18 protein-coding genes and 1 rRNA gene are annotated in these 20284 nt (G+C 68.9%); 12 read left to right on the top strand and 7 right to left on the bottom strand.

Annotated features, from left to right (window positions below; translation table 11 throughout):
• Window positions 1–50 precede the first annotated feature (50 nt).
• Window positions 51–167 (top strand): 5S ribosomal RNA (gene rrf, locus AHIS1636_RS15845).
• Window positions 168–339: 172 nt separating this feature from the next.
• Here rrf and AHIS1636_RS15840 read toward each other — a convergent pair.
• The gene (locus AHIS1636_RS15840; RefSeq protein WP_264796806.1) at window positions 340–1635 is read right to left on the bottom strand and encodes a hypothetical protein; all 1296 of its coding nucleotides are present in this window, start codon (window positions 1633–1635) and stop codon (window positions 340–342) included.
• Window positions 1636–1662: 27 nt separating this feature from the next.
• On the opposite strand from AHIS1636_RS15840, the gene AHIS1636_RS15835 reads away from it, so the two are divergent.
• From AHIS1636_RS15835 to AHIS1636_RS15790, 10 genes are read left to right on the top strand one after another with little or no spacing between them, the layout of a single operon-like run.
• The gene (locus AHIS1636_RS15835) at window positions 1663–2700 is read left to right on the top strand and encodes a tetratricopeptide repeat protein (protein WP_264796805.1); all 1038 of its coding nucleotides are present in this window, start codon (window positions 1663–1665) and stop codon (window positions 2698–2700) included.
• The gene (locus AHIS1636_RS15830; protein ID WP_264796804.1) at window positions 2693–3685 is read left to right on the top strand and encodes an HAD-IIA family hydrolase; all 993 of its coding nucleotides are present in this window, start codon (window positions 2693–2695) and stop codon (window positions 3683–3685) included. Before AHIS1636_RS15835 ends, AHIS1636_RS15830 begins: the two co-directional genes overlap by 8 nt.
• A 50-nt stretch (window positions 3686–3735) precedes the next feature.
• Window positions 3736–3957 carry a hypothetical protein gene (locus tag AHIS1636_RS15825; RefSeq protein ID WP_264796803.1) on the top strand — a complete coding sequence of 74 codons (222 nt, stop codon included), beginning with the start codon at window positions 3736–3738 and terminating at the stop codon, window positions 3955–3957.
• 6 nt (window positions 3958–3963) lie between these two features.
• On the top strand, window positions 3964–4815 hold the full coding sequence (locus tag AHIS1636_RS15820; protein ID WP_264796802.1) for a TlyA family RNA methyltransferase: 852 nt from the start codon (window positions 3964–3966) through the stop codon (window positions 4813–4815).
• Entirely contained in the window at window positions 4812–5807 is a 996-nt protein-coding gene (locus AHIS1636_RS15815; RefSeq protein WP_264796801.1) for an NAD kinase, read from the top strand. The genes AHIS1636_RS15820 and AHIS1636_RS15815 overlap by 4 nt, the downstream gene beginning before the upstream one ends.
• Window positions 5804–7543 (top strand): DNA repair protein RecN, encoded by a 1740-nt coding sequence (recN, locus tag AHIS1636_RS15810; protein ID WP_264796800.1) that lies wholly within the window; start codon window positions 5804–5806, stop codon window positions 7541–7543. Before AHIS1636_RS15815 ends, recN begins: the two co-directional genes overlap by 4 nt.
• Window positions 7540–9237: a CTP synthase gene (gene pyrG, locus AHIS1636_RS15805; protein WP_275116384.1), complete on the top strand. Its 1698-nt coding sequence runs from the start codon at window positions 7540–7542 to the stop codon at window positions 9235–9237. Before recN ends, pyrG begins: the two co-directional genes overlap by 4 nt.
• Before the next feature lies 1 nt (window position 9238).
• Window positions 9239–9916 (top strand): NUDIX domain-containing protein, encoded by a 678-nt coding sequence (locus tag AHIS1636_RS15800; RefSeq protein WP_264796798.1) that lies wholly within the window; start codon window positions 9239–9241, stop codon window positions 9914–9916.
• A 4-nt stretch (window positions 9917–9920) separates the two neighbouring features.
• A complete protein-coding gene (gene xerD / locus AHIS1636_RS15795; protein ID WP_264796797.1) occupies window positions 9921–10898 on the top strand; it encodes a site-specific tyrosine recombinase XerD in 978 nt (325 codons plus the stop codon).
• Window positions 10899–10957: 59 nt separating this feature from the next.
• Window positions 10958–11434 carry an 8-oxo-dGTP diphosphatase gene (locus AHIS1636_RS15790; RefSeq protein WP_264796796.1) on the top strand — a complete coding sequence of 159 codons (477 nt, stop codon included), beginning with the start codon at window positions 10958–10960 and terminating at the stop codon, window positions 11432–11434.
• Between the two features lie 18 nt (window positions 11435–11452).
• On the opposite strand, the gene AHIS1636_RS15785 is transcribed toward AHIS1636_RS15790, so the two are convergent.
• Genes AHIS1636_RS15785 through AHIS1636_RS15770 form a run of 4 tightly spaced genes read right to left on the bottom strand, consistent with a single transcriptional unit; the run spans window position 11453 to window position 15695 of the window.
• Window positions 11453–12595 carry a bifunctional 2-methylcitrate synthase/citrate synthase gene (locus tag AHIS1636_RS15785; protein ID WP_264796795.1) on the bottom strand — a complete coding sequence of 381 codons (1143 nt, stop codon included), beginning with the start codon at window positions 12593–12595 and terminating at the stop codon, window positions 11453–11455.
• Entirely contained in the window at window positions 12592–13521 is a 930-nt protein-coding gene (gene prpB, locus AHIS1636_RS15780) for a methylisocitrate lyase (protein WP_264796794.1), read from the bottom strand. Before prpB ends, AHIS1636_RS15785 begins: the two co-directional genes overlap by 4 nt.
• Window positions 13522–15042 (bottom strand): MmgE/PrpD family protein, encoded by a 1521-nt coding sequence (locus tag AHIS1636_RS15775; protein ID WP_264796793.1) that lies wholly within the window; start codon window positions 15040–15042, stop codon window positions 13522–13524. It lies immediately after the preceding gene.
• The gene (locus tag AHIS1636_RS15770) at window positions 15039–15695 is read right to left on the bottom strand and encodes a GntR family transcriptional regulator (RefSeq protein ID WP_264796810.1); all 657 of its coding nucleotides are present in this window, start codon (window positions 15693–15695) and stop codon (window positions 15039–15041) included. The genes AHIS1636_RS15775 and AHIS1636_RS15770 overlap by 4 nt, the downstream gene beginning before the upstream one ends.
• Before the next feature lie 202 nt (window positions 15696–15897).
• Between AHIS1636_RS15770 and AHIS1636_RS15765 the strand changes: the two genes are divergently transcribed.
• Window positions 15898–17793 carry a propionyl-CoA synthetase gene (locus AHIS1636_RS15765; protein ID WP_264796792.1) on the top strand — a complete coding sequence of 632 codons (1896 nt, stop codon included), beginning with the start codon at window positions 15898–15900 and terminating at the stop codon, window positions 17791–17793.
• 11 nt (window positions 17794–17804) lie between these two features.
• Here AHIS1636_RS15765 and AHIS1636_RS15760 read toward each other — a convergent pair whose 3' ends face one another.
• Together AHIS1636_RS15760 and AHIS1636_RS15755 are read right to left on the bottom strand one after the other, a co-directional pair.
• On the bottom strand, window positions 17805–18518 hold the full coding sequence (locus AHIS1636_RS15760) for a response regulator (RefSeq protein WP_264796791.1): 714 nt from the start codon (window positions 18516–18518) through the stop codon (window positions 17805–17807).
• Window positions 18511–20187 (bottom strand): ATP-binding protein, encoded by a 1677-nt coding sequence (locus tag AHIS1636_RS15755; RefSeq protein ID WP_264796790.1) that lies wholly within the window; start codon window positions 20185–20187, stop codon window positions 18511–18513. Before AHIS1636_RS15755 ends, AHIS1636_RS15760 begins: the two co-directional genes overlap by 8 nt.
• Window positions 20188–20284: the final 97 nt, after the last annotated feature.

The raw sequence follows: 20284 nt of genomic DNA, 5'->3' as shown, positions 1-20284 counted from the left end.
TTCACACCCCACCCCCCGCACACCGGGGCCCGGGGAACGTGAAAACGAGTTACGGCGGTCATAGCGCGGGGGAAACGCCCGGTCCCATTCCGAACCCGGAAGCTAAGACCCGCAGCGCCGATGGTACTGCACCCGGGAGGGTGTGGGAGAGTAGGTCACCGCCGGACACAACCACCACGATGAGGGGCACCGCCAACGACGGCGGCGCCCCTCAGCGCATTTAACCACCACCCCAACACCAGCCACACATCACACGAGCCATATGCCGCTCCGGCACCGTTACGGCGTCGTACTCGATTAGAATTGTCGTGGCGCACTGCGCATATCTGATCTTTCGGATCACACCCCCAACCACAAGATGAACAGCGTATGGCGGCCGCCGGCTAGTACAGATTTCCGGCCCGCACTGAGAGGAGCTCCGGCATGGCTGATTTCCGTGCTCACGATGGACGGAACGACAAGGGCGATGCCGGCCGGGGCGGGTTTAGCAGCCGTGGAGGTTCGGCTGGTCGTTCGGGCCAGGGGTCCGGTCCCGGCAAGCGCGGAGGTGGCAGCCGCAGCGGCCAGGGCGGTCCGTACCGCGGCACCAGCAACGCCGGCGGAGACCCTCGGGGCTTCCGTTCCCGCGGCGATGGTGAAGGCCGCAAGGACGGCGGTTTCAATCAGCGGGGACCTCGCCGCGAGTATGGCGATCGTCCGCGCTACAACGACGGCTTTGATGGCGGGCGCCGTGAAGGTGGTTTCGATCGTCGGTCGGAGGGGCAGGGTCCTGACCGGAGCCGCGGCGGGGAAGGGTTCAAGCCGCGCTACCAGGATTCTGACCGCGGCCCGCGCCGGGAGGGCGGCTACGGTCGTCGTGACGAGCGCTCCGGCGATGACCGCCGCGAGCGCGGCTACGGTCGTCCTGACGAGCGCTCCGGCGGCGACCGTCGCGAGGGCGGCTACGATCGTCGGTTCGAGGGGCAGGGCTCCCACCGGCGCCGCGGAGGTGAGGGGTTCAAGCCGCGCTACCAGGACTCTGGCCGCGGCCCGCGCCGTGAAGGCGGTTACGGTCGTCGTGACGAGCGCTCCGGCGGCGACCGCCGCGAGGGCGGTTTCGACCGTCGCGAAGGTGGCTCCGACCGCCGCGAGGGCGGCTACGGGCGCCGCGACGAGCGCTCCGGCGGCGACCGGCGAGGACGTGGTTTCGACCGTCGCGACGAGCGCTCCGGCGGCGACCGGCGAGGACGTGGTTTCGACCGTCGCGACGAGCGCTCCGGCGGTGACCGCCGCGAAGGTGGATTTGACCGTCGGGAGGGCGGCTACGAGCGTCGCTCCGAGGGGCAGGGTTCTGACCGGCGCCATGGCGGCGAGGGGTTCAAGCCGCGCTACCAGGCCTCTGACCGCGGCCCGCGTCGTGAAGCTGGCTACGGTCGACGTGACGAAGCCGGCTCCGAGCGCCGTCGAGAGGGCGGCTACGGGCGCCGCGACGAGCGCTCCGGCGGCGACCGTCGCGAAGGTCGTTTCGACCGTCGCGAGGGCGGCTACGAGCGTCGCTCCGAGGGGCAGGGTTCTGACCGGCGCCGCGGAGGCGAAGAGTTCCGCGCTCGGGATGAGGGTGCCCGTGGCGACGATTCGCGGCGTGGCGGATTCCAATCCCGGCCCCGCTGGGACAGCGAGGGTGTGACCGACCGTGAAGAGCGTGGCGCCGCACGCCGGGAAGAGCCGACCCGGCACGACCTCCGCAGCTCGAACAGGCCGGATCGGCCGCGGTCTCCGGAGATCGACGACGATGTGACGGGCCAGGAACTGGACAGGTCGATCAGGGCGCAGCTGCGGACTCTGGAGTCCAAGAGCGCGGAGTGGGTCGCCAAGCATCTGGTGATGGCTGCCAGGCTCATGGACGACGAGCCGGAGCTGGCGTTCCAGCACGCCTTGGCGGCCAGCCGTCGCGGCGGCCGAATGGCGCCGGTGCGGGAGGCCGTGGGCCTGACGGCCTACGCCGCCGGACACTACGGGGAGGCGCTGCGGGAGTTCCGGACGTTCCGCCGGATCAGCGGTTCCAACATGCATCTACCGGTCATGGCCGACTGCGAACGCGGCCTCGGCAGGCCGGAGCGTGCTTTGGAGATGGCACGGTCGGAGGATGCGGCCGAGCTCGATGCAGCCGGCAAGGTTGAGCTGGCGATGGTCGTATCCGGGGCCCGCAGCGACTTGGGCCAGGCCGAGGCCGCGGTTTCCGCACTGGAGATTCCGCAGCTGGACCGCAACCGGGCCTTCTCGTTCAGCCCGCGGTTGTTCCGCGCCTACGCCGACGCCCTGGAGGCAGCCGGCCGCGGAACGGAGGCCGAGGACTGGCGCCGGCAGGCCCGCGTGGCCGAGAACGCGCTGGGCGTCGGCGAGTTCGAGGAACCCGAGATCATCGACGTGGCCGGGGACGACGAACCTGCAAAGCCTTCCCGGCGGCCCCGGGCCGAGGCAGCTGAGCCGGAGTCCGGCGGCGACGCGGCCGACGCCTTCGCCGTCGAGCCGGAGGACCTCGCGGCGGCCGACGACGCCGCGGTTGAGGAACTGCCGGACGAACTGGCGAAAGCGGACGAAGTCGACGTCGAGCCGGAGGACTTTGCGGCGGCCGAGGAGGGCGTTGAGCCTGTGGATCAGGCCGAGCCGGAGGATGAAGAGGCAGAACGAAGCGAGAGCGCCAAGCGTTCCGATGGCTGAACCGAACCTGATCGCCGGTTACGACGCGCTGCTATGCGATTTGGACGGGGTCGTCTACGCCGGGGCCGGTGCGATCGATGGGGCGACCCAGGCCTTGGAGGGGCTGGCGGCCGTCGGGGTCTCCTTGGGATACATCACCAACAACGCCTCACGCTCGGCCGAGCAGGTGGCGGCGCACCTGCGGGAGCTGGGGGCGCCGGCTGAGGCCGGGCAGGTGTTCGGCTCGGCACGGGCGGGAGCGGAGCTGCTGGCCCAGCACGTGGAGCCCGGAGCCAAAGTCCTGGTCGCAGGCAGTGAGACGTTGGCCCGCGAGGTGCAGGACAGGGGTTTCGTGACCGTCGGCTCGGCGAAGGACAAACCGGCGGCGGTGATCCAGGGCTTCGATCCGATGATCGGCTGGACAGACCTGGCCGAGGCGTCCTACGCGATCGCCGCCGGCGCCTTCTGGGTGGCCACGAATACCGACCTGACGATTCCGCGGGCGGAGGGCATCGCTCCTGGCAACGGCTCCCTAGTGGCTGCCGTCAGGGCCGCGACCGGTGCGATGCCCTTGGTTGCCGGCAAGCCCGAAGCCGCCCTGTTCCGTACCGCGGCGGCGCAACTCGGAGCCGAACGGCCCCTGGTGGTGGGGGACCGGCTTGACACGGATATCCTTGGCGGCAACAACGCCGGGATGGATACCGCCGTAGTGCTGACCGGCGTCGATACGATGGAAAGCGTGCTGGCGGCCCGGACCGCTGAGCGCCCGCGTTACCTGCTGTCAGGCCTCGGCGAGCTGTACCGGCCATATGCCGCGCCTGTGTCCACCGGCAGGGTGTTCCGTTGCGGAGGTGCCTCCGCCGAGGTCCGTGACGGGACCCTGCACCTGGCCGGAGCACCGGGCCTGGATGCGTGGCGTGCGGCGTGCGCGGCCTGGTGGGCCGCCGTTCCGGACACGGAGGAGCCCGCCGTTCCTAAGATCGAACACGGCCCGCAGCTAGACTGAACGAAGCAGACCGCCACTCATCGATCCACGTGAGGAGTTCCCGCACAACCATGGACCAGCATCAAACCGGCCCGGAGAAAGGCGGGAATGCCGACCGGGAGCAGGCAGTGGTCCACTGGCCGCGGGCGATGGGGACGACGGCGGACGACGACGTCGATGCGATCATCTCCGTGCTGCCGCAGCTGCCGGACGTCCCGGTGGCTGGACAGGCAGCGGTGTTCGAGCGCATCCACGACGAACTCCTGGCCGACCTGGAAGCCGGAGCCGACTGATTCCGTATGTCCCGACTTGACCAGGAACTTGTGGCGCGGGGGCTGGCGCGGTCGCGCACCCACGCCGCCAAACTGATCGCCGGCGGGCGGGTCAGCCGCGACGGTGCCATCCTCAACAAGGCGTCCACCTCAGTGGCGCCGGCTGACGTGCTTACCGTGGACGCAGGGTCCGGTCCGGACTACGTCAGCCGTGCCGGACACAAACTGGCGGGGGCGCTGCAGGCCTTCCCTGCGGTTTCCCCGTCCGGCCTGCGCTGCCTCGATGCCGGCGCCTCCACCGGCGGCTTTACCGATGTGCTGCTGCGCGCCGGTGCCCGCGAAGTTGCAGCGGTGGACGTCGGCCACGGCCAGATGGTCCAGCGGCTTCGCGACGATGACCGCGTCCAGGTGTTCGAGGGACTGAATGTCCGCTACCTGGATCCCGCGGAGATCGGCGGGCCGGCGGCCCTGACCGTGGCGGATCTGTCCTTCATCTCGCTGACCCTGGTGATGCAGCCGCTGAGCCGGGCCACCGTTCCCGGCGGCGATATGCTCCTGATGGTCAAGCCGCAATTCGAGGTGGGACGCGAAGCCTTGGCGAGCACCGGCGTCGTTGCTTCCGAGGACGAACGCCGCCGCGCCGTGGGGCAGGTGCTGCGCTCCGCCCTGGCCGAGGGGCTCGAGATCGAAGGCATAGCACGGAGTCCGCTGCCCGGCCAGGACGGGAACGTCGAGTTCTTCCTGTGGATCAAGGTTCCCCTGTCAGTGCGGGAGCCTAGGATCGGAGATGAGCTTGAGACGGCCGTCGGAAGGGCACTGGCCCTCTATCCGGCCGCCAGGCAGGAACCACCGCACCAACAATCGGGAGAGACAGCATGAGCAGGAAGATACTGGTCCTGGCACATACCGGCCGCAAGGACGCCATGGCTGCTTCCCAGGAGACTTGTGCGCAGCTGCATTCCTCCGGCCTGGTGCCCGTGCTGCGGCGCGCGGACGCCGAGCACTGCCGCCAGGTCTATGGCGAGCTGGCCGCACCGGTCGAGATCCTCGGCGAGGACGTGGGCCTGGACGAGATCGATCTGGGCATGGTGCTGGGCGGTGACGGAACGATCCTGCGCTCCGCCGAACTGGTCCGCGAGTCCGACGTCCCGCTGCTGGGCGTCAACCTGGGCCATGTGGGGTTCCTGGCCGAGAGCGAGCGTGCCGACCTGGCGCAGACCGTCCACTGGGTGGTGCGGCGCGAGTACACGGTCGAAGAGCGGATGACCATTGACGTGCAGGTCTGGCTGGACAAACGGAAGATCGGCCACACGTGGGCACTGAACGAGGCGACGGTGGAGAAGGCCGACCGGCAGCGGATGATCGAGGTGGTCGTCGAAGTGGACGCCCGGCCCATCAGCACGTTCGGCTGTGACGGCGTGGTGATGGCGACGCCGACGGGCTCCACGGCCTACGGCTTTTCGGCCGGCGGGCCCGTGGTCTGGCCGGAAGTCGCCGCGCTGCTCATGGTTCCGATCAGTGCGCACGCCCTGTTCGCCAAACCGCTGGTGGTGGCACCGGATTCGATCATGGCGGTGGAGGTCCTGAACCGCACGGACGCCAACGGGGTGCTGTGGTGCGACGGCCGCCGGAGCCTCGAACTGCCGCCGGGGTCCCGCGTCGAAGTGACCCGCTCGGACAAGCCGGTCCGCCTGGCGAGGACCAGCCGGACGCCGTTCTCCGAGCGGCTGGTGCGCAAATTCGAATTGCCGACGCAGGGCTGGCGCGGGCCGGTCCGGGCCGACGAAGAGCAACCGGCCACCGCCTCACTGCCGACCGTCAGGACAGTCGAGCCGCACCACATCGTGCCGGAAGGGGAGGCCAGGCCGTGATCGAAGAAATCCGCATCAGCAACCTGGGCGTCATCACCGACGCCACGCTGCCGCTGGGCAAGGGGCTCTCGGTGGTTACCGGCGAGACCGGCGCCGGCAAGACAATGGTCGTGACCGCGCTGGGCATGCTCCTGGGTGCCCGGGCGGACGCCGGAGCGGTCCGCACGGGCGCCCGGTCCGCGGTCGCTGAGGCTGTGCTCCGCTTGGCCCCGGACAGCCCCGCGCTGGCTCGGGCGGCGGAGGCCGGGGCATCCATCGAGGAGTACGACGGCGACGCGGAACTGATGCTTGTCCGCACCGTCAACGCGGACGGCCGCAGCAGGGCCCACGTAGGCGGCCGGACCGCCCCGGTCGGCACGCTCGCGGAAATCGGCGGGCAGCTCGTGGCGGTCCACGGACAGTCGGACCAGCTGCGGCTCAGGAGCCAAAGCGCCCAGCGCGAGGCCCTGGACAAGTTCGCCGGGTCCAAGCTCGCCAAACCCCTGGCGGCCTACCGAACGGCGTACGGACGCTGGCGCGAGGCCTCGGGGGAGCTGCAGACGCTTCGCAGCGAAGCCCGGGAGCGGCTCCGCGAGGCCGAGGGGCTGCAGCTGGCGCTGGAGGAGATCGACGGGGTTGACCCGCAGCCTGGCGAGGACGAGCTGCTCAAGGCCGAGGCTACCAAGCTCGCCAACGTTGAACAGCTGCGCGCGGCGGCCCTGCTGGCGCACCAGGCGCTGGTCTCCGAGGAATTCACGGAAACCGGGGACGCGACGTCGCTGGTGGACACCGCCAAGCGGACGCTGGAGCAGGTCCAGGAGGAAGACCCGGAGCTCGGCAAGGCCGCGGGACGGCTGGCCGAGGTCGGCTACATCATCGCGGACGTGGCCACGGAGCTTGCCAGCTATGGCGCCTCGCTGGACAGCGAGGGCCCGGAACGGCTCGCGGAGCTGGAGGCCCGCCGAGGCGAGCTTGCCGTCCTCGTGCGCAAATACGCGCCCTCCATCGACGAGGTCCTCGAATGGGCCGCGGTCTCCCGCGCACGGCTGGACGAACTCACCGACGACTCCAGCCGGATCGAGGCGCTGGAGTCCGAGCTGGCCACACTGGACGCGGAGCTGGCGTCGCTGTCCGGCAGCATCACGGCGGTGCGTGCCAAGGCCGCCGCCGATCTGGCCAAGAAGGTCGGCCAGGAACTCGCCGCGCTGGCCATGCCGGACGCCAAGCTGCAGATCGACGTCGAGCCGGCGGGCGAGCTCGGTCCGCACGGCGCGGACAACATCGCCTTCCTGCTCAAACCGCATCCCGGCGCGCCCGCCCGGCCCCTGGGCAAGGGCGCTTCCGGCGGCGAACTCTCGCGCGTCATGCTGGCCATCGAGGTGGTGCTGGCAGCCGTGGACCCGGTGCCGACGTTCGTGTTCGACGAGGTGGACTCCGGCGTCGGCGGCAAGGCCGCCGTCGAAATCGGCAGGAGGCTGGCCATGCTGGCCCGCTACGTGCAGGTGATCGTCGTGACGCACCTGCCCCAGGTGGCGGCGTTCGCTGACCACCACATCCGGGTCTTCAAGTCCTCGACCAAGTCCTCGACCAAGGCCACGGCCAAGGACGACGGCGTGACCGCCAGCGATGTGCGTCTGCTCACCGATGAGGAGCGCGTTACCGAGCTGGCGCGCATGCTGGCGGGCCAGGAAGAATCCGAGCTGGCCCGGGCGCACGCGCAGGAACTGATCGACGCGGCCAAGCCGCAGGAAAGGTGATAGGCTCGAATTCCGTGGTGCAGCGAACGAATTCCCGGTTTTCCAAGTCGTCCAAGACGACCAAGCATATTTTCGTCACCGGCGGTGTGGCGTCTTCTCTCGGGAAGGGTCTGACGGCGTCGAGCCTCGGTCACCTGCTCCGGGCGCGTGGCCTTTCAGTGACCATGCAAAAGCTCGATCCCTACCTGAACGTGGATCCGGGCACGATGAATCCGTTCCAGCACGGCGAGGTCTTCGTGACCGACGACGGTGCGGAGACGGACCTGGATATCGGGCACTACGAGCGGTTCCTGGACGAGAACCTCGACGGCATGGCCAACGTGACCACCGGCCAGGTGTACTCGACCGTGATCGCCAAGGAACGCCGCGGCGAATACCTCGGCGACACGGTCCAGGTCATTCCCCACATCACGGACGAGATCAAGCGCCGGATGCGCCTCCCCGCCGAGGCCAAGAAGACCCCGGACGTGATCATCACGGAGATCGGCGGCACGGTCGGGGATATCGAGTCCCAGCCCTTCCTCGAGGCGGCGCGCCAGGTCCGCCAGGACGTGGGGCGCAACAACGTCTTTTTCCTGCATGTCTCCCTGGTGCCCTACATCGGCCCGTCGCAGGAGCTGAAGACCAAGCCGACCCAGCACTCCGTGGCCGCCCTGCGGTCCATCGGCATCCAGCCGGACGCGATCGTCATCCGCTCTGACCGGGAGATCCCGGCCGCCATGCGCGACAAGATCGGCCGCATGTGCGACGTGGACCCGGACGCCGTGATCAGCTGCCCGGACGCCCCGAGCATCTACGACATACCGAAGACCCTGCACGCCCAGATGCTGGACGCGTACATCGTGCAGCACCTGGACCTGAAGTTCAAGGATGTCAACTGGTCGAAGTGGGACCGGCTGCTCGACGCCGTCCACAACCCCAAGCACGAGATCGAGATCGCCCTGGTCGGCAAGTACATCGACCTCCCGGACGCCTACCTCTCCGTGACGGAGGCCCTGCGGGCCGGCGGTTTCGCCAACCAGACCAAGGTGCGCATCCGTTGGGTCCCGTCCGATGACTGCGCCACCGAAGAGGGTGCAGCCCGCTCGCTGGCAGGCGTGCACGCGGTCTGCGTGCCCGGTGGCTTCGGCATCCGCGGCCTCGAAGGCAAGCTCGGGGCCCTGAAGTACGCCCGCGAGAAGAAGCTGCCGACCCTGGGCCTCTGCCTGGGCCTGCAGTCCATGGTGATGGAGTACGCCCGCAACGTCGTCGGGCTGGAAGGCGCTTCGTCCACCGAGTTCGACCCGGACACCAAGTACCCCGTCATCGCGACGATGGAAGAGCAGCTGGACATCGTCGAGGGCAAGGGCGACCTGGGCGGCACCATGCGCCTGGGACTCTACGACGCCGCGCTCAAGGGCGGCTCGGTCGTGGCCGAAACCTACGGCGCCACCAAGGTCGCCGAACGGCACCGGCACCGCTACGAGGTCAACAACAAGTACCGTCCCGAACTCGAGGCGGCCGGCCTGGTCTTCTCCGGCACCTCGCCGGACGGCAAGCTCGTTGAGTTCGTCGAGCTGCCGCGCAAGGTCCACCCCTACTACGTCTCCACGCAGGCGCACCCGGAGCTGAGCTCCCGGCCGACGCGGCCCCATCCGCTCTTCGCCGGACTGGTAGCGGCCGCCCTGAACAACGGCAAAAAGGCCGGAGCCTAGCATGGTTGCGGGCCAGGGGTTCGCCGACGAGCACGACCCGCGCCGGGTCATCTCGTCGGAGACGCTCTACGAGGGGCGGATCTGGAACGTCGTCAGCGATACCTTCACCCTGTCCGGGGACGACGGCGACGCGCTGGTCCGCGACTACATCGCCCATCCGGGGGCGGTCGCCATTGTGGCTTTGGACGACCAGGACCGCGTCCTGCTCCTTAAGCAGTACCGCCAGCCGGCCAGGATGTCCCTGTGGGAGGTCCCGGCCGGCTTGCTGGACGTCGAGGGCGAAGACTTCGTCGCGGCGGCGGCACGGGAACTGGCGGAAGAAGCCGACCTGACGGCTGCCCGCTGGGACGTGCTGGTGGACTTCTTCAACTCGCCGGGCTCCTCCAGCGAAGCGATCCGGATCTATCTGGCGCGGGACTTGGCCGACGTCCCCGAAGACGAACGGCATATCCGCACGGAAGAAGAGGCGGAGATCGAGCATCTCTGGGTCGATCTGGAGGAAGCCGTCGCGGCGATCCTGTCGGGCCGGCTGCATAACCCCTCGGCGGTGGCCGGCATCCTGGCCGCTGCCCAGGCCGCACGCACCGGGTTCACCGGGCTGCGTCCCGCGGATGCGCCTTGGCCGGAGCATCCGAGCCAGCGGAACGAGTTGCCCGTCCGCGCGGACGCCGACCGCTGAACCAATGGCTGCCATCGCGCCGGCCGCTGCCGCCGACGAATTCAGCGCCACCGCCGCTGGCCGCGCCGTGGCCGGCTATCTGCAGCACATGGCCGTTGAACGAGGCCTCGCCGCCAACACGCTGGCGGCGTACCGGCGCGACCTGCGGCGGTACCTGCAGTTCCTGGCGCAGCGGCAGATCGAGGCGCCGGAGCAGGTGACCCGGCACGACGTGACGGCTTTCGCCCAGGCCCTGTCCGATGGTTCGGACGGGGCCTCGGCGCTGAGCGTGCGGTCGGCGGCGCGGACCATCGTCGCGGTGCGGGGCCTGCACAAGTTCTGGGTGCTCGAAGGCATCACCGCCGGCGATCCCGCGGCGGACGTGCATCCGCCGATGCCGGGGAAGCGGCTTCCGAAGGCGATCACGGTGGATGAAGTGACCCGGATCCTCGAGTCCGTCAACACTGAGTCCGCCACCGGCCAGCGGGACCGGGCGCTGCTCGAGTTCCTCTACTCCACGGGCGCGCGGATCAGCGAGGCGGTCGGACTGGACGTGGACGACGTCGCCGCGATCGACGCGGAGGAAGGCACCGCCGTCGTACGCCTTTTCGGAAAGGGCTCCAAGGAGCGCGTGGTGCCGCTCGGGTCCTACGGCGCGAAGGCCGTCGACGACTACCTGGTGCGCGCCCGCCCGCTGCTGGCGTCCAAGGGCCGCGGCACCCCGGCCCTGTTCCTGAATGCGCGCGGCGGACGGCTGAGCCGCCAGAGCGCCTGGACGATCCTGAAGACCGCCGCCGAGAAGGCCGGGATCGACCGCGACGTTTCGCCGCACACCCTGCGGCATTCCTTCGCCACGCACCTGCTGGAGGGCGGCGCCGATGTCCGCGTGGTCCAGGAGCTGCTGGGCCATGCCTCGGTCACCACGACCCAGGTCTACACCCTGGTGACGGCCGATACCCTGCGCGAGGTCTACGCCGCGGCGCATCCGCGGGCCCTCGGCTAGCGGCAGCGCGGATTTACGGCGGGAACACGCTTGCGGGGAGCGCGGCTAGACTCGGTGCCATGAAGCCGCTCAACGTCGTCCTGTGTTTCCTGCTGCGCGAACGGGACGGGGTGCGCTCGGTGCTGCTCGGGCACAAGAAGTCGGGCTTCGGCACCGGCAAGGTGGTTGGCGTGGGCGGCAAGCTCGAGCCCGGCGAAGGGCCGATGGAGGCCGTCTGCCGCGAGGTCCTGGAAGAGACCGGGGTCATAGTCCGGCCGGAGGCGCTGGTCCCGGCCGGCAGGATCTTCTTTGATTTTCCGTACCGGCCCGAACTGAACATGGACACTCTGCTATACGTCACGCGCAGCTGGGAAGGGGAGCCGGCGGAGTCGGACGAGATCGCCCCCGAATGGTATGACGTAGAGCGGCTGCCGCTTGAACTGATGTGGCATGACGCCGGCACCTGGTTGCCGCTGGCGCTGGACGGGCACGGCCCGAACCTGCGCATCATCCTCAATGAGGACAACGCGACGGTCCGGGCCGCGGTTCCGCTCTGACGGTCGGGGAGCGGCCGGCTACAGGGCCCGCTGCTCCGGCCCGTTGTATTCGCTCAGCGGACGGATCAGGGAGTTGGCCTCCAGTTGCTCCATGATGTGCGCGGTCCACCCGGTGATCCGGGCGCAGACGAACAGCGGCGTGAACGTCGGGGTGTCGAAGCCCATCAGGTGGTAGGCGGGCCCGGCGGGGTAGTCCAGGTTGGGCTTGATGTTCTTCTTCTCCGCCATGGCGGACTCCAGCGCGGCGTACAGCTCCGCCAGGTCCGGCCGGTCGTAGTGCGCCACCATCTTGTCGAGCGCGGCCTTCATGGTCGGGACCCGCGAGTCGCCCTTCTTGTAGACCCGGTGGCCGAAGCCCATGATCTTCTTCTTGCTGGCCAGCGCGTCGTCCAGCCAGGCCTTGGCCCGCGCGGTGACGTCCGGGCCCTCCCAGCCGATCTCCTCGAAGGTGTGCATGACCGCCTCGTTGGCGCCGCCGTGCAGCGGGCCCTTGAGCGCGCCGATGGCCCCGGTGACGGCCGAGTGGAGGTCGGCGAGCGTCGAGGTGATGACCCGGGCGGTGAATGTGGAGGCGTTGAATGAATGCTCGGCGTAGAGGATCATCGAGACGTTGAAGGCGTCGACGACGTCCGGGGCAGCCTCCTCGCCGAAGGTCATGTAGAGGAAGTTCGCCGAGTAGCCCAGGTCTTCCCGCGGCTCCACGATGTCCTGCCCGCGGCGGCGGCGCTGGTCGTACGCCACCACGGCCGGGAAGGCGGCGAAGAGGTCCTTGGCCTTGGCCAGGTTGGCTTCGGGCGAGGAATCCTCGGCCTGCGGGTGCCGGGCGCCGATGACGCTGGCCGCGGTCCGGCAGACGTCCATCGGATGCGCGCTCAGCGGCAGGGTGTCGATGACGGACTTCACGACCGGGTCCAAGGCACGGCCGGCCCGCTCGTGCGCGGTGAATTCCGCCAGCTCATCCGCGGTGGGCAGCTCCGAGTGCCAGAGCAGGTAGGCCACTTCTTCGAAGCTGCACCGGGCCGCCAGGTCCTGGACCGGGTAGCCGCGGTAGAGCAGGGAATTGGTTTCCGGATTCACCTTGGAGATGCGCGTGGTATCAACGACGACGCCGGCGAGACCCTTGTGGATCTCCGGGAGTTCGGTTGCTGCTTGGGTAGTCATAGCGACTCCTTCGTCTGCGGTTGGTGCTGTCCGGGTACCTGGAAGTTGAAGACAGACGTATCGAAGTGGTTATAAGCCTCATAATCCACCAATTCGTACAATCGTGCACGCGTGAGCATGTTGCCGACCTCCTTTTCCTGGCTGCCGCTGGCCTTGATGGTCTCCAGCGTCCGTTCGGCCGCGCCCATCGCGATGCGCAGCAGCGTCACCGGATAGATGACCAGGTTCACGCCGACGGAGGCCAGTTCGTCCACCCCGAACAGGTCGCTCTTGCCGAATTCGGTCATGTTGGCCAGGATCGGGACGTCCACGGCGTCGCGGATCGCCTGGAACTCCTCGAGGGTGCGCATGGCCTCCGGGAAGATCGCGTCGGCTCCGGCATCCACCAGGGCACGGGCCCGGTCCTGGGCGGCTTCCAGGCCGTCGACGGCGCGGATGTCCGTGCGGGCCATGATAAGGAAGTTCGGGTCGCGGCGGGCATCGGCGGCGGCGCGGATGCGCTTGGATGCCGTGTCGAGGTCGACGACGTTCTTGCCGTCGAGGTGGCCGCATCGCTTCGGGTTGAACTGGTCCTCGATGTGGCACCCGGCCAGGCCGGCGTTTTCCAGTTCCTGGATGGTCCGCGCGACGTTCATGGGTTCGCCGAAGCCGGTGTCGGCGTCGACCAGGGCGGGCAGGTCCGTCATCCGGGCGATCTGCCCGGCACGGGTGGCCACTTCGGTCAGGGTGGTCAGGCCGATGTCCGGCAGGCCCAGGTCATTGGCCAGCACGGCGCCGGAAATATAGACGCCGCCGAACCCCTTCTCCTGGATCAGCCGGGCCGAGAGCGGATTGAAGGCCCCGGGGAACTGCTGGATCGTGCCGGAGCCCAAGGCGGCACGCAGTGCCGCCCTTTTCTGCTCCGGCGTGGTCTGTGAGTAGAGCATCTAGAACAGTCCCTTCGGCCCGGCCGCGAGGTCGATGACGCCCGGCGCGGCGGTGATGTTGAGCTGGTCCAGTTCGCCGGCGGCCAGTTCGGGCAGGCGCTCGACGGCGGCCAGGAAGCGGTCGATTTCGGCGTCCTCGACGAGACCGGCGGCCAGCGTCCGGAGCTTGTTCACGTACTGCTCGCGGGCGAACGGACGGGCGCCCAACGGATGGGCGTCGGCGACGGCGATCTCGTCGCGGATGACGGTGCCGTCGGCCAGCGTGATTTCCACGGAACCGCCGAAGGCCTTCTCGGCGATGTCCAGCGAGTGGTAGCGGCGGGTCCATTCCGGATCCTCTTCGGTGGTGACCTTGTGCCACAGTTCGACCGTGTCCGCCCTGCCCGCGCGCTCCGGTGCGTAGGAGTCCACATGGTGCCACGCGCCGTCCTGCAGGGCGACGGTGAAGATGTAGGGAATGGAGTGGTCCAGCGTCTCCCGGGAGGCGGTCGGATCGTACTTCTGCGGGTCGTTGGCCCCGGAACCGATGACGTAGTGGGTGTGGTGCGACGTCTTGATCTTGACGGAGGACACATTCTTCGGATCCGCCGCCTCCGGGTGCTCGCGGTGCAGCTTGCGGGCCAGGTCGATCCAGGCCTGCGCCTGGTACTCGGCGGAGTGCTCCTTGGTGTACGTGTCGAGGATGGCGCGCTTGGCTTCGCCGGCCTCCGGCAGCGGCACCTCATAGGAGGCCTCGGGCCCGTCCAGCAGCCAGGCGATGACGCCGTCTTCGCCTTCGTAGATCGGCACGGGCGAGGTCTGTCCCCGCATGGCACGGTCCACGGCTTCCACAGCCATCTTGCCGGCGAACGCGGGAGCGTGCGCCTTCCACGTGGAGATTTCGCCCTTGCGGGACTGCCGGGTCGCCGTCGTCGTATGCAAGGCCTGCCCGACGGCCTGGAAAATCGTCTCCACGTCCAGCCCAAGCAAGGTGCCGATGCCGGCCGCGGCGGACGGGCCGAGATGGGCCACGTGGTCGATCTTGTGCTTATGCAGGCAGATGGCCTTGACCAGGTCGACCTGGATCTCGTAGCCGGTGGCGATGCCGCGGACGAGGTCGCGTCCGCTGGCCCCGACGTGCTGGCCGACCGCGAGGATCGGCGGGATGTTGTCGCCCGGATGCGAGTATTCGGCCGCCAGGAAGGTGTCGTGGTAGTCCAGTTCGCGGACAGCGACGCCGTTGGCCCAGGCCGCCCATTCCGGGGAGGACTTTTCGGTGACGCCGAAGATGCCGGCGCCCTTGCCGTTGGCCGAGACCGGGTGGCTGAGCGCCTGGGAACGCGCGGCGACGATGGGTCCGCGGTTCAGCGAGGCGATGGCCACGGAGGCGTTGTCGATGATGCGGTTGATCACCATTTCGGTAACTTCGTCGGTGACCTCCACCGGGTCGACGGCGACCTTGGCGATCTTGTAGGCGAGCTGGTCCTCCCGCGGCAGGTTCTCTTCGCTGCGGTAGACGCGCACTTTGTGGTTGACGGTCATGAAGCTGTCCTCTCGGCTGTCTGCTGGGTGGATTTGAGATGTTCGAGGCTTTGGTGCAGGTGGACGGCCGTCGCCGCGGCAGCGAGCTGGCTGTCTCCGGCGGCGATCGCACCGGCGATGTTGGCGTGCTCGGTGGCGGCGGCCAGCAGGCGCAGCGGGTTGTCCTTGGCCAGACGGCGGATCCTGACCAGGTGGACCCGCAGGTTGCTCAGCGCCTGGAGCAGGTAGGGGTTCCGGATGGCCTCGTCGATCGCGGAGTCCAGGCGCGCGACGAGCTGGTAGTAGTCGTGCAGGGCCGGGTCGTCCCGGCGCAGCAGTTCGGCCGCCGAGGAAAACTCCTGCTGCAGCTTCCCGAAAACGGTCCGGTCTCCCCGGCGGGCGGCAAGCGAGGCCGCCTGGCATTCGAGAGCAGAGCGCAGTTCGAAGATTTCGGTGATGTTCTCAAGCGAAATATCCGCGACCACCACGCCGCGCCCGGTATGCGGGGCCGCCAGCCCCTCGGCGGTCAGCCGTCCCAACGCTTCCCGTAGCGGAGTGCGCGATACACCGAGGCGTTCGGCCTGTTCCACTTCGGCGAGGACCGTGCCGGGCGGCAGCCGCCACTCCACGATGTCCTCGCGCAGCGCCCAGTAGGCGCGTTCGCTGGCACGCATCCGGGCCTCCTTCGCTGCGGGATCGATTGGCTGGTGCCTCATGCTTCGATTGTATACACGAACGACGCCCGGTCAAGGCTTTCTCCGGGGTTTCTGTCCCGCTAGTCCATGTTATGTATACAAGATCTTTGACGCACCCCCGGCAGGCCCCGCTAGGATGATGTGCGTCACAGTCCTTCGTTTCGAATATTGAGGGGAAGCCATGGGATCCAGCTACCGCGCGACCTACCGGGCCAGTGTGGATGATCCGGAACAGTTCTGGCTGGGTGAAGCCGGCGCCATCGAATGGTCGAAGCCCCCGGCGCAGGCTCTGGACGGAAGCCGGGCTCCGATCTACCGGTGGTTTCCGGACGGGCAGCTCAACACCTGCGCCAATGCCCTCGACCGGCACGTGGCTGCGGGACGGGGAGCGCACACCGCGCTGGTCTACGATTCCGCGATGCTTGGCGTCCAGCGCCGGTACACCTACGATGAACTGCTGTCCGAGGTGGCGGCGTTCGCCGGGGCGTTGCGGAACCTCGGAGTCGGCCAGGGAGACCGGGTGATCATCTACATGCCGATGATCCCCGAGGCGCCGATCGCCATGCTGGCGGCGGCCCGCCTGGGGGCGGTGCATTCGGTGGTCTTCGGTGGCTTTGCACCGCGGGAGCTGGCGGCGCGGATCGATGACGCCAAGCCGGCGGCGGTCGTCACGGCAACGGGCGGCATCGAGCCCTCCCGCCGCGTGGAGTACCTGCCCGCCGTGGAAGAAGCCATCCGGATGGCGTCGCACCAGGTGCCCCACGTCGTCGTCAAGGCCCGCGAGGGCTTTGCCCATGAAGTCGGCACGTTCGGAGATGACACCACCCGCTGGCTCGACTGGGACGATCTGCAGTCCTCGGCGGAGCCGGCCGCGGCCGTGCCGGTTGCGGCCACCGACCCGCTCTACATCCTCTACACCTCCGGCACCACCGGTGCCCCGAAGGGGGTCGTCCGGGACAACGGCTCCCACGCCGTGGCGCTGGCGTGGTCGATGAAGAACATCTACGACATCGGTCCGGGGGACGTGATGTGGACGGCGTCGGACGTCGGCTGGGTGGTCGGCCACTCCTACATCGTTTACGGACCGCTGCTCGCGGGCGCGACCACGGTGCTCTATGAAGGAAAGCCGGTGGGTACCCCCGACGCAGGGGCATTCTGGCGGGTGGTCCAGGACCATGGCGTCAACGTCCTCTTTACCGCCCCGACCGCCCTCCGGGCCATCCGCAAGGCCGATCCGCAGGCCCGGCTGCTCGCGGACTATGACCGTTCCAGCCTTCGGACGCTGTTCGCCGCGGGGGAGCGGCTGGATCCGGAGACGTATGAATGGATCGCCGCCGCATTGAAGGTGCCGGTCATCGACCACTGGTGGCAAACGGAGACCGGGTGGGCGATTGCCGCGAATCCGCTCGGCCTCGAGCAGCTGCCGGTCAAGGCGGGTTCGCCCACCGTGCCCGTGCCGGGCTACCAGATCGCCATCGTCGACGGAATGGGAAATCCTGTCCCGGCCGGCACGGAAGGCAACATCGTGATCAAGCTGCCGCTGCCGCCGGGCACGCTCGCTACCCTGTGGGGCAATGACCAGCGCTTCGTGGATTCCTACCTCCGCACCTTCGACGGCTACTACGCCACGGGCGATTCGGGATACCTCGACGAGGACGGCTACCTCTTCGTGATGGGCCGTACCGACGACGTCATCAATGTTTCCGGGCACCGGCTCTCCACAGGTGCGATGGAACAGGTCGTGGCGCAGCATCCCGCGGTGGCCGAATGCGCCGTCGTCGGCGTGGCGGACGAACTCAAGGGCCAGCGGCCCAGCGGCTACGTGGTCCTGAAGGCCGGTGCCGGGGTGGACCCCGCCCAGCTGCAGAGCGAGCTCGTGTCCCTGGTCCGCAAGCAGATCGGGCCGGTGGCGGACTTCAAGGAGGTCCGCGTCGTGGCCGCGCTGCCGAAGACCCGCTCGGGCAAAATCCTGCGCAAGACGATGCGGCAGATCGCCGACGGGGGAGACTACACGGTGCCCTCGACCATCGAGGATCCCTCGGTGATCGACGATCTGGTGCGCACGATCCGGTCCTGAAGCGGCGCCGGTCAGTCCCGGCGCCAGCTGTACTCGAACTCCGGGCGTCCCCTGGTCCCGTAGCGGGGCGTGCGGACCGCCGAGTTCTGGTCCGCGAGGTGCTCGAGGTAGCGGCGCGCCGTGACGCGGGACATGCCGGTCTCGGCCGTGACTTCCACGGCGGAGACCGGCGAGTCGCGGGACTTGAGCAGGTCGACGACGCTGTTCAGGGTCTCTTCGCTGAGTCCCTTGGGAAGGGCCGTCGGGGAAGGCGCTCGCAGCTGCGCGAAGGCGCGGTCCACAGCGGCCTGGGTGGTGGAACTGCCGTGCTGCGCCAGGCTGTCCCGGAACTGGCGGTAATGGTGGAGCTTGTCGCTGAAGGCGGCGAACGTAAACGGCTTGATCAGGTACAGCGCGATGCCGGAGGAGATGGCTTTGCGGACGATCGGCAGTTCGCGCACGGCGGTCACCGCGATGACTTCGACCGGGGCGCCCGAGCCTCGGATGCGCCGGAGCACATCCAGGCCGTGCAGGTCCGGCAGGTTCATGTCCAGCAGCACGAGGTCGATGCGGGCCGCCTTGCCGGCGGCAGGTCCGCCGGAGAGCCCCAGCAGGGCAAGCGCCTCGGAGCCCGTCGAAGCGACGCCGGCCAGTTCGAAGCCGGCCAGCCTCCGGACGTACTCGGCGTGCGCGGCGGCGGCGACGGACTCGTCCTCGACGACGAGCACGCGGATCGCTTCAGCCATGCCGCGGGTCCCGGAATCCGTTGGCGGAAGACGCAGGTCCGCCCAGCGGCAGCGACACGGTGAACAGAGCCCCTTCGTCATTGTCTACGGTCAGTTCCCCGCCCATTCTAGTGACCGCCAGCCGGACGAGGGACAAGCCGACGCCGCGCTGCGCGCCGTCGCCCTTCTTTGAGCTGAAGCCCAGGGCGAAGATGTCGTCGCGCTCGCCGTCGGGCAGTCCCGGCCCGCTGTCGTGGACCTGGATCCACAGCCGGTCCTCGGTAGTGAGGAAGTCGATGGACACCTCTTTGCGCTCGCAGGCGGAAACGGCGTCGAAAGCGTTGTCCAGCAGGTTGCCCACGATGGTGACCAAGGCTTCCGGGTCCAGGCCCGCGCGGCCCGGCAGCGGCGCCCCCGAGCCTGCGCCCGGGCCGGCCGCGATGTGCAGCTCGATGCCGCGCTCGTTGGCCTGGGCCGCCTTGCCGACCAGCAGGGCGGAGATGAACGGCTCGTCGATGGCGCCGACGACGTCGTCGGTCAGCTGCTGGGACTGCTGCAGGTCGCGGGAGGCGAAATCCAGGGCGTCCTGGTGGCGGCCGAGCTCAATCAGGGACACGATCGTATGCAGGCGGTTGGAGTGCTCGTGCGTCTGCGCACGGAGGGCATCGCGGAGGGTGCGCATGGACTCCAGCTCGCCGGCGAGGGACTGGACCTCGGTGCGGTCGCGCAAGGTCGCCACCACGCCCAGGGCGGGCACGTCTAGGGACACCTCCGCCGGGCGCCTCGTCCCGCTGCGGGGAGTCGCCGCGGGATCCTGGCTGACCAGCAGCACGTGCCGGTCGGTGACGAGGACTTCATCGTGGACGGTCCGGCGCTGGAGCAGCAGCTGCTTGAGCGCCGGCGGCAGCTGGAGCGCGGCAACATCGGCCGGCGGATCCCCGGGACTGCGGACGGGCAGGTCGAGCATGCGGGCCGCCTGGTCGTTGTAGAGCACCAGCCGGCCCTCCGTGTCCACCAGCAGCATGCCTTCCCTGACCGAGTGCAGCACCGTGTCGTAGAAGACGAAGATGCGGGAGAGCTGGGCCGGCCCCCAGCCCAGCGTCACCCGGTCCAGGTAACGGCTGAGCAGCCACGACGCCAGCGACGAAACCGCCATGACGGCCAGCGCCGTGAGGATGACGAAGGGGAGCCGGGCCGCGACCGCCACGGAGACGTTGGAAACCGTGACGCCCGAGGCCACCATCCCCTTGACCTGCCCGGCCGCGTCCTTGATCGGCACGATGGCACGGATGGACGGGCCGAGCGTCCCGGCGAAGACCTCGGTCTGCGGCCGTCCGGCCAGGGCTTCGTCCACGCTGCCGATGTATTCGGCGCCAATCTGTGCCGGGTCCGGGTGCGTGAAGCGGGTGCGGTCGGGGGACATGATCGTGATGAAGTCGACGGCGGCGTCCCGCCGGATGCGCTCCGTGTACGGCTGCAGGCGCGCGGTGGGATCCGCCGACTGCACCGCGTCGAGTACGAACGGGCTATCGGCGATGGCGACGGCAACCGAAGTCATCCGCTGGCCGGCCCGGTCATAGGCCTGGTGCCGCGCGTCCAGGAACAGGAAGGTCGCGACCGCCGCCGTCAGGAGGATGAGGAACGCCAGCTGGCTGACGAGGATCCGGGAGGCAAGGCTCCAGTGCTTCATCGGTCTCCTTTTCCCTGCCACGAACAGTATGAACGCAATGGTGATCAGCGTCACTGGGCGGAGCAAGATGGTTCCAGCCCGCCGCCGGAGAGCGGCA

Source organism: Arthrobacter mangrovi (assembly GCF_026011795.1).
GTDB lineage: Bacteria > Actinomycetota > Actinomycetes > Actinomycetales > Micrococcaceae > Crystallibacter > Crystallibacter mangrovi.
Note: the sequence above shows the minus strand (reverse complement) of the source record. Positions and strands in the feature narration are given on the sequence as shown.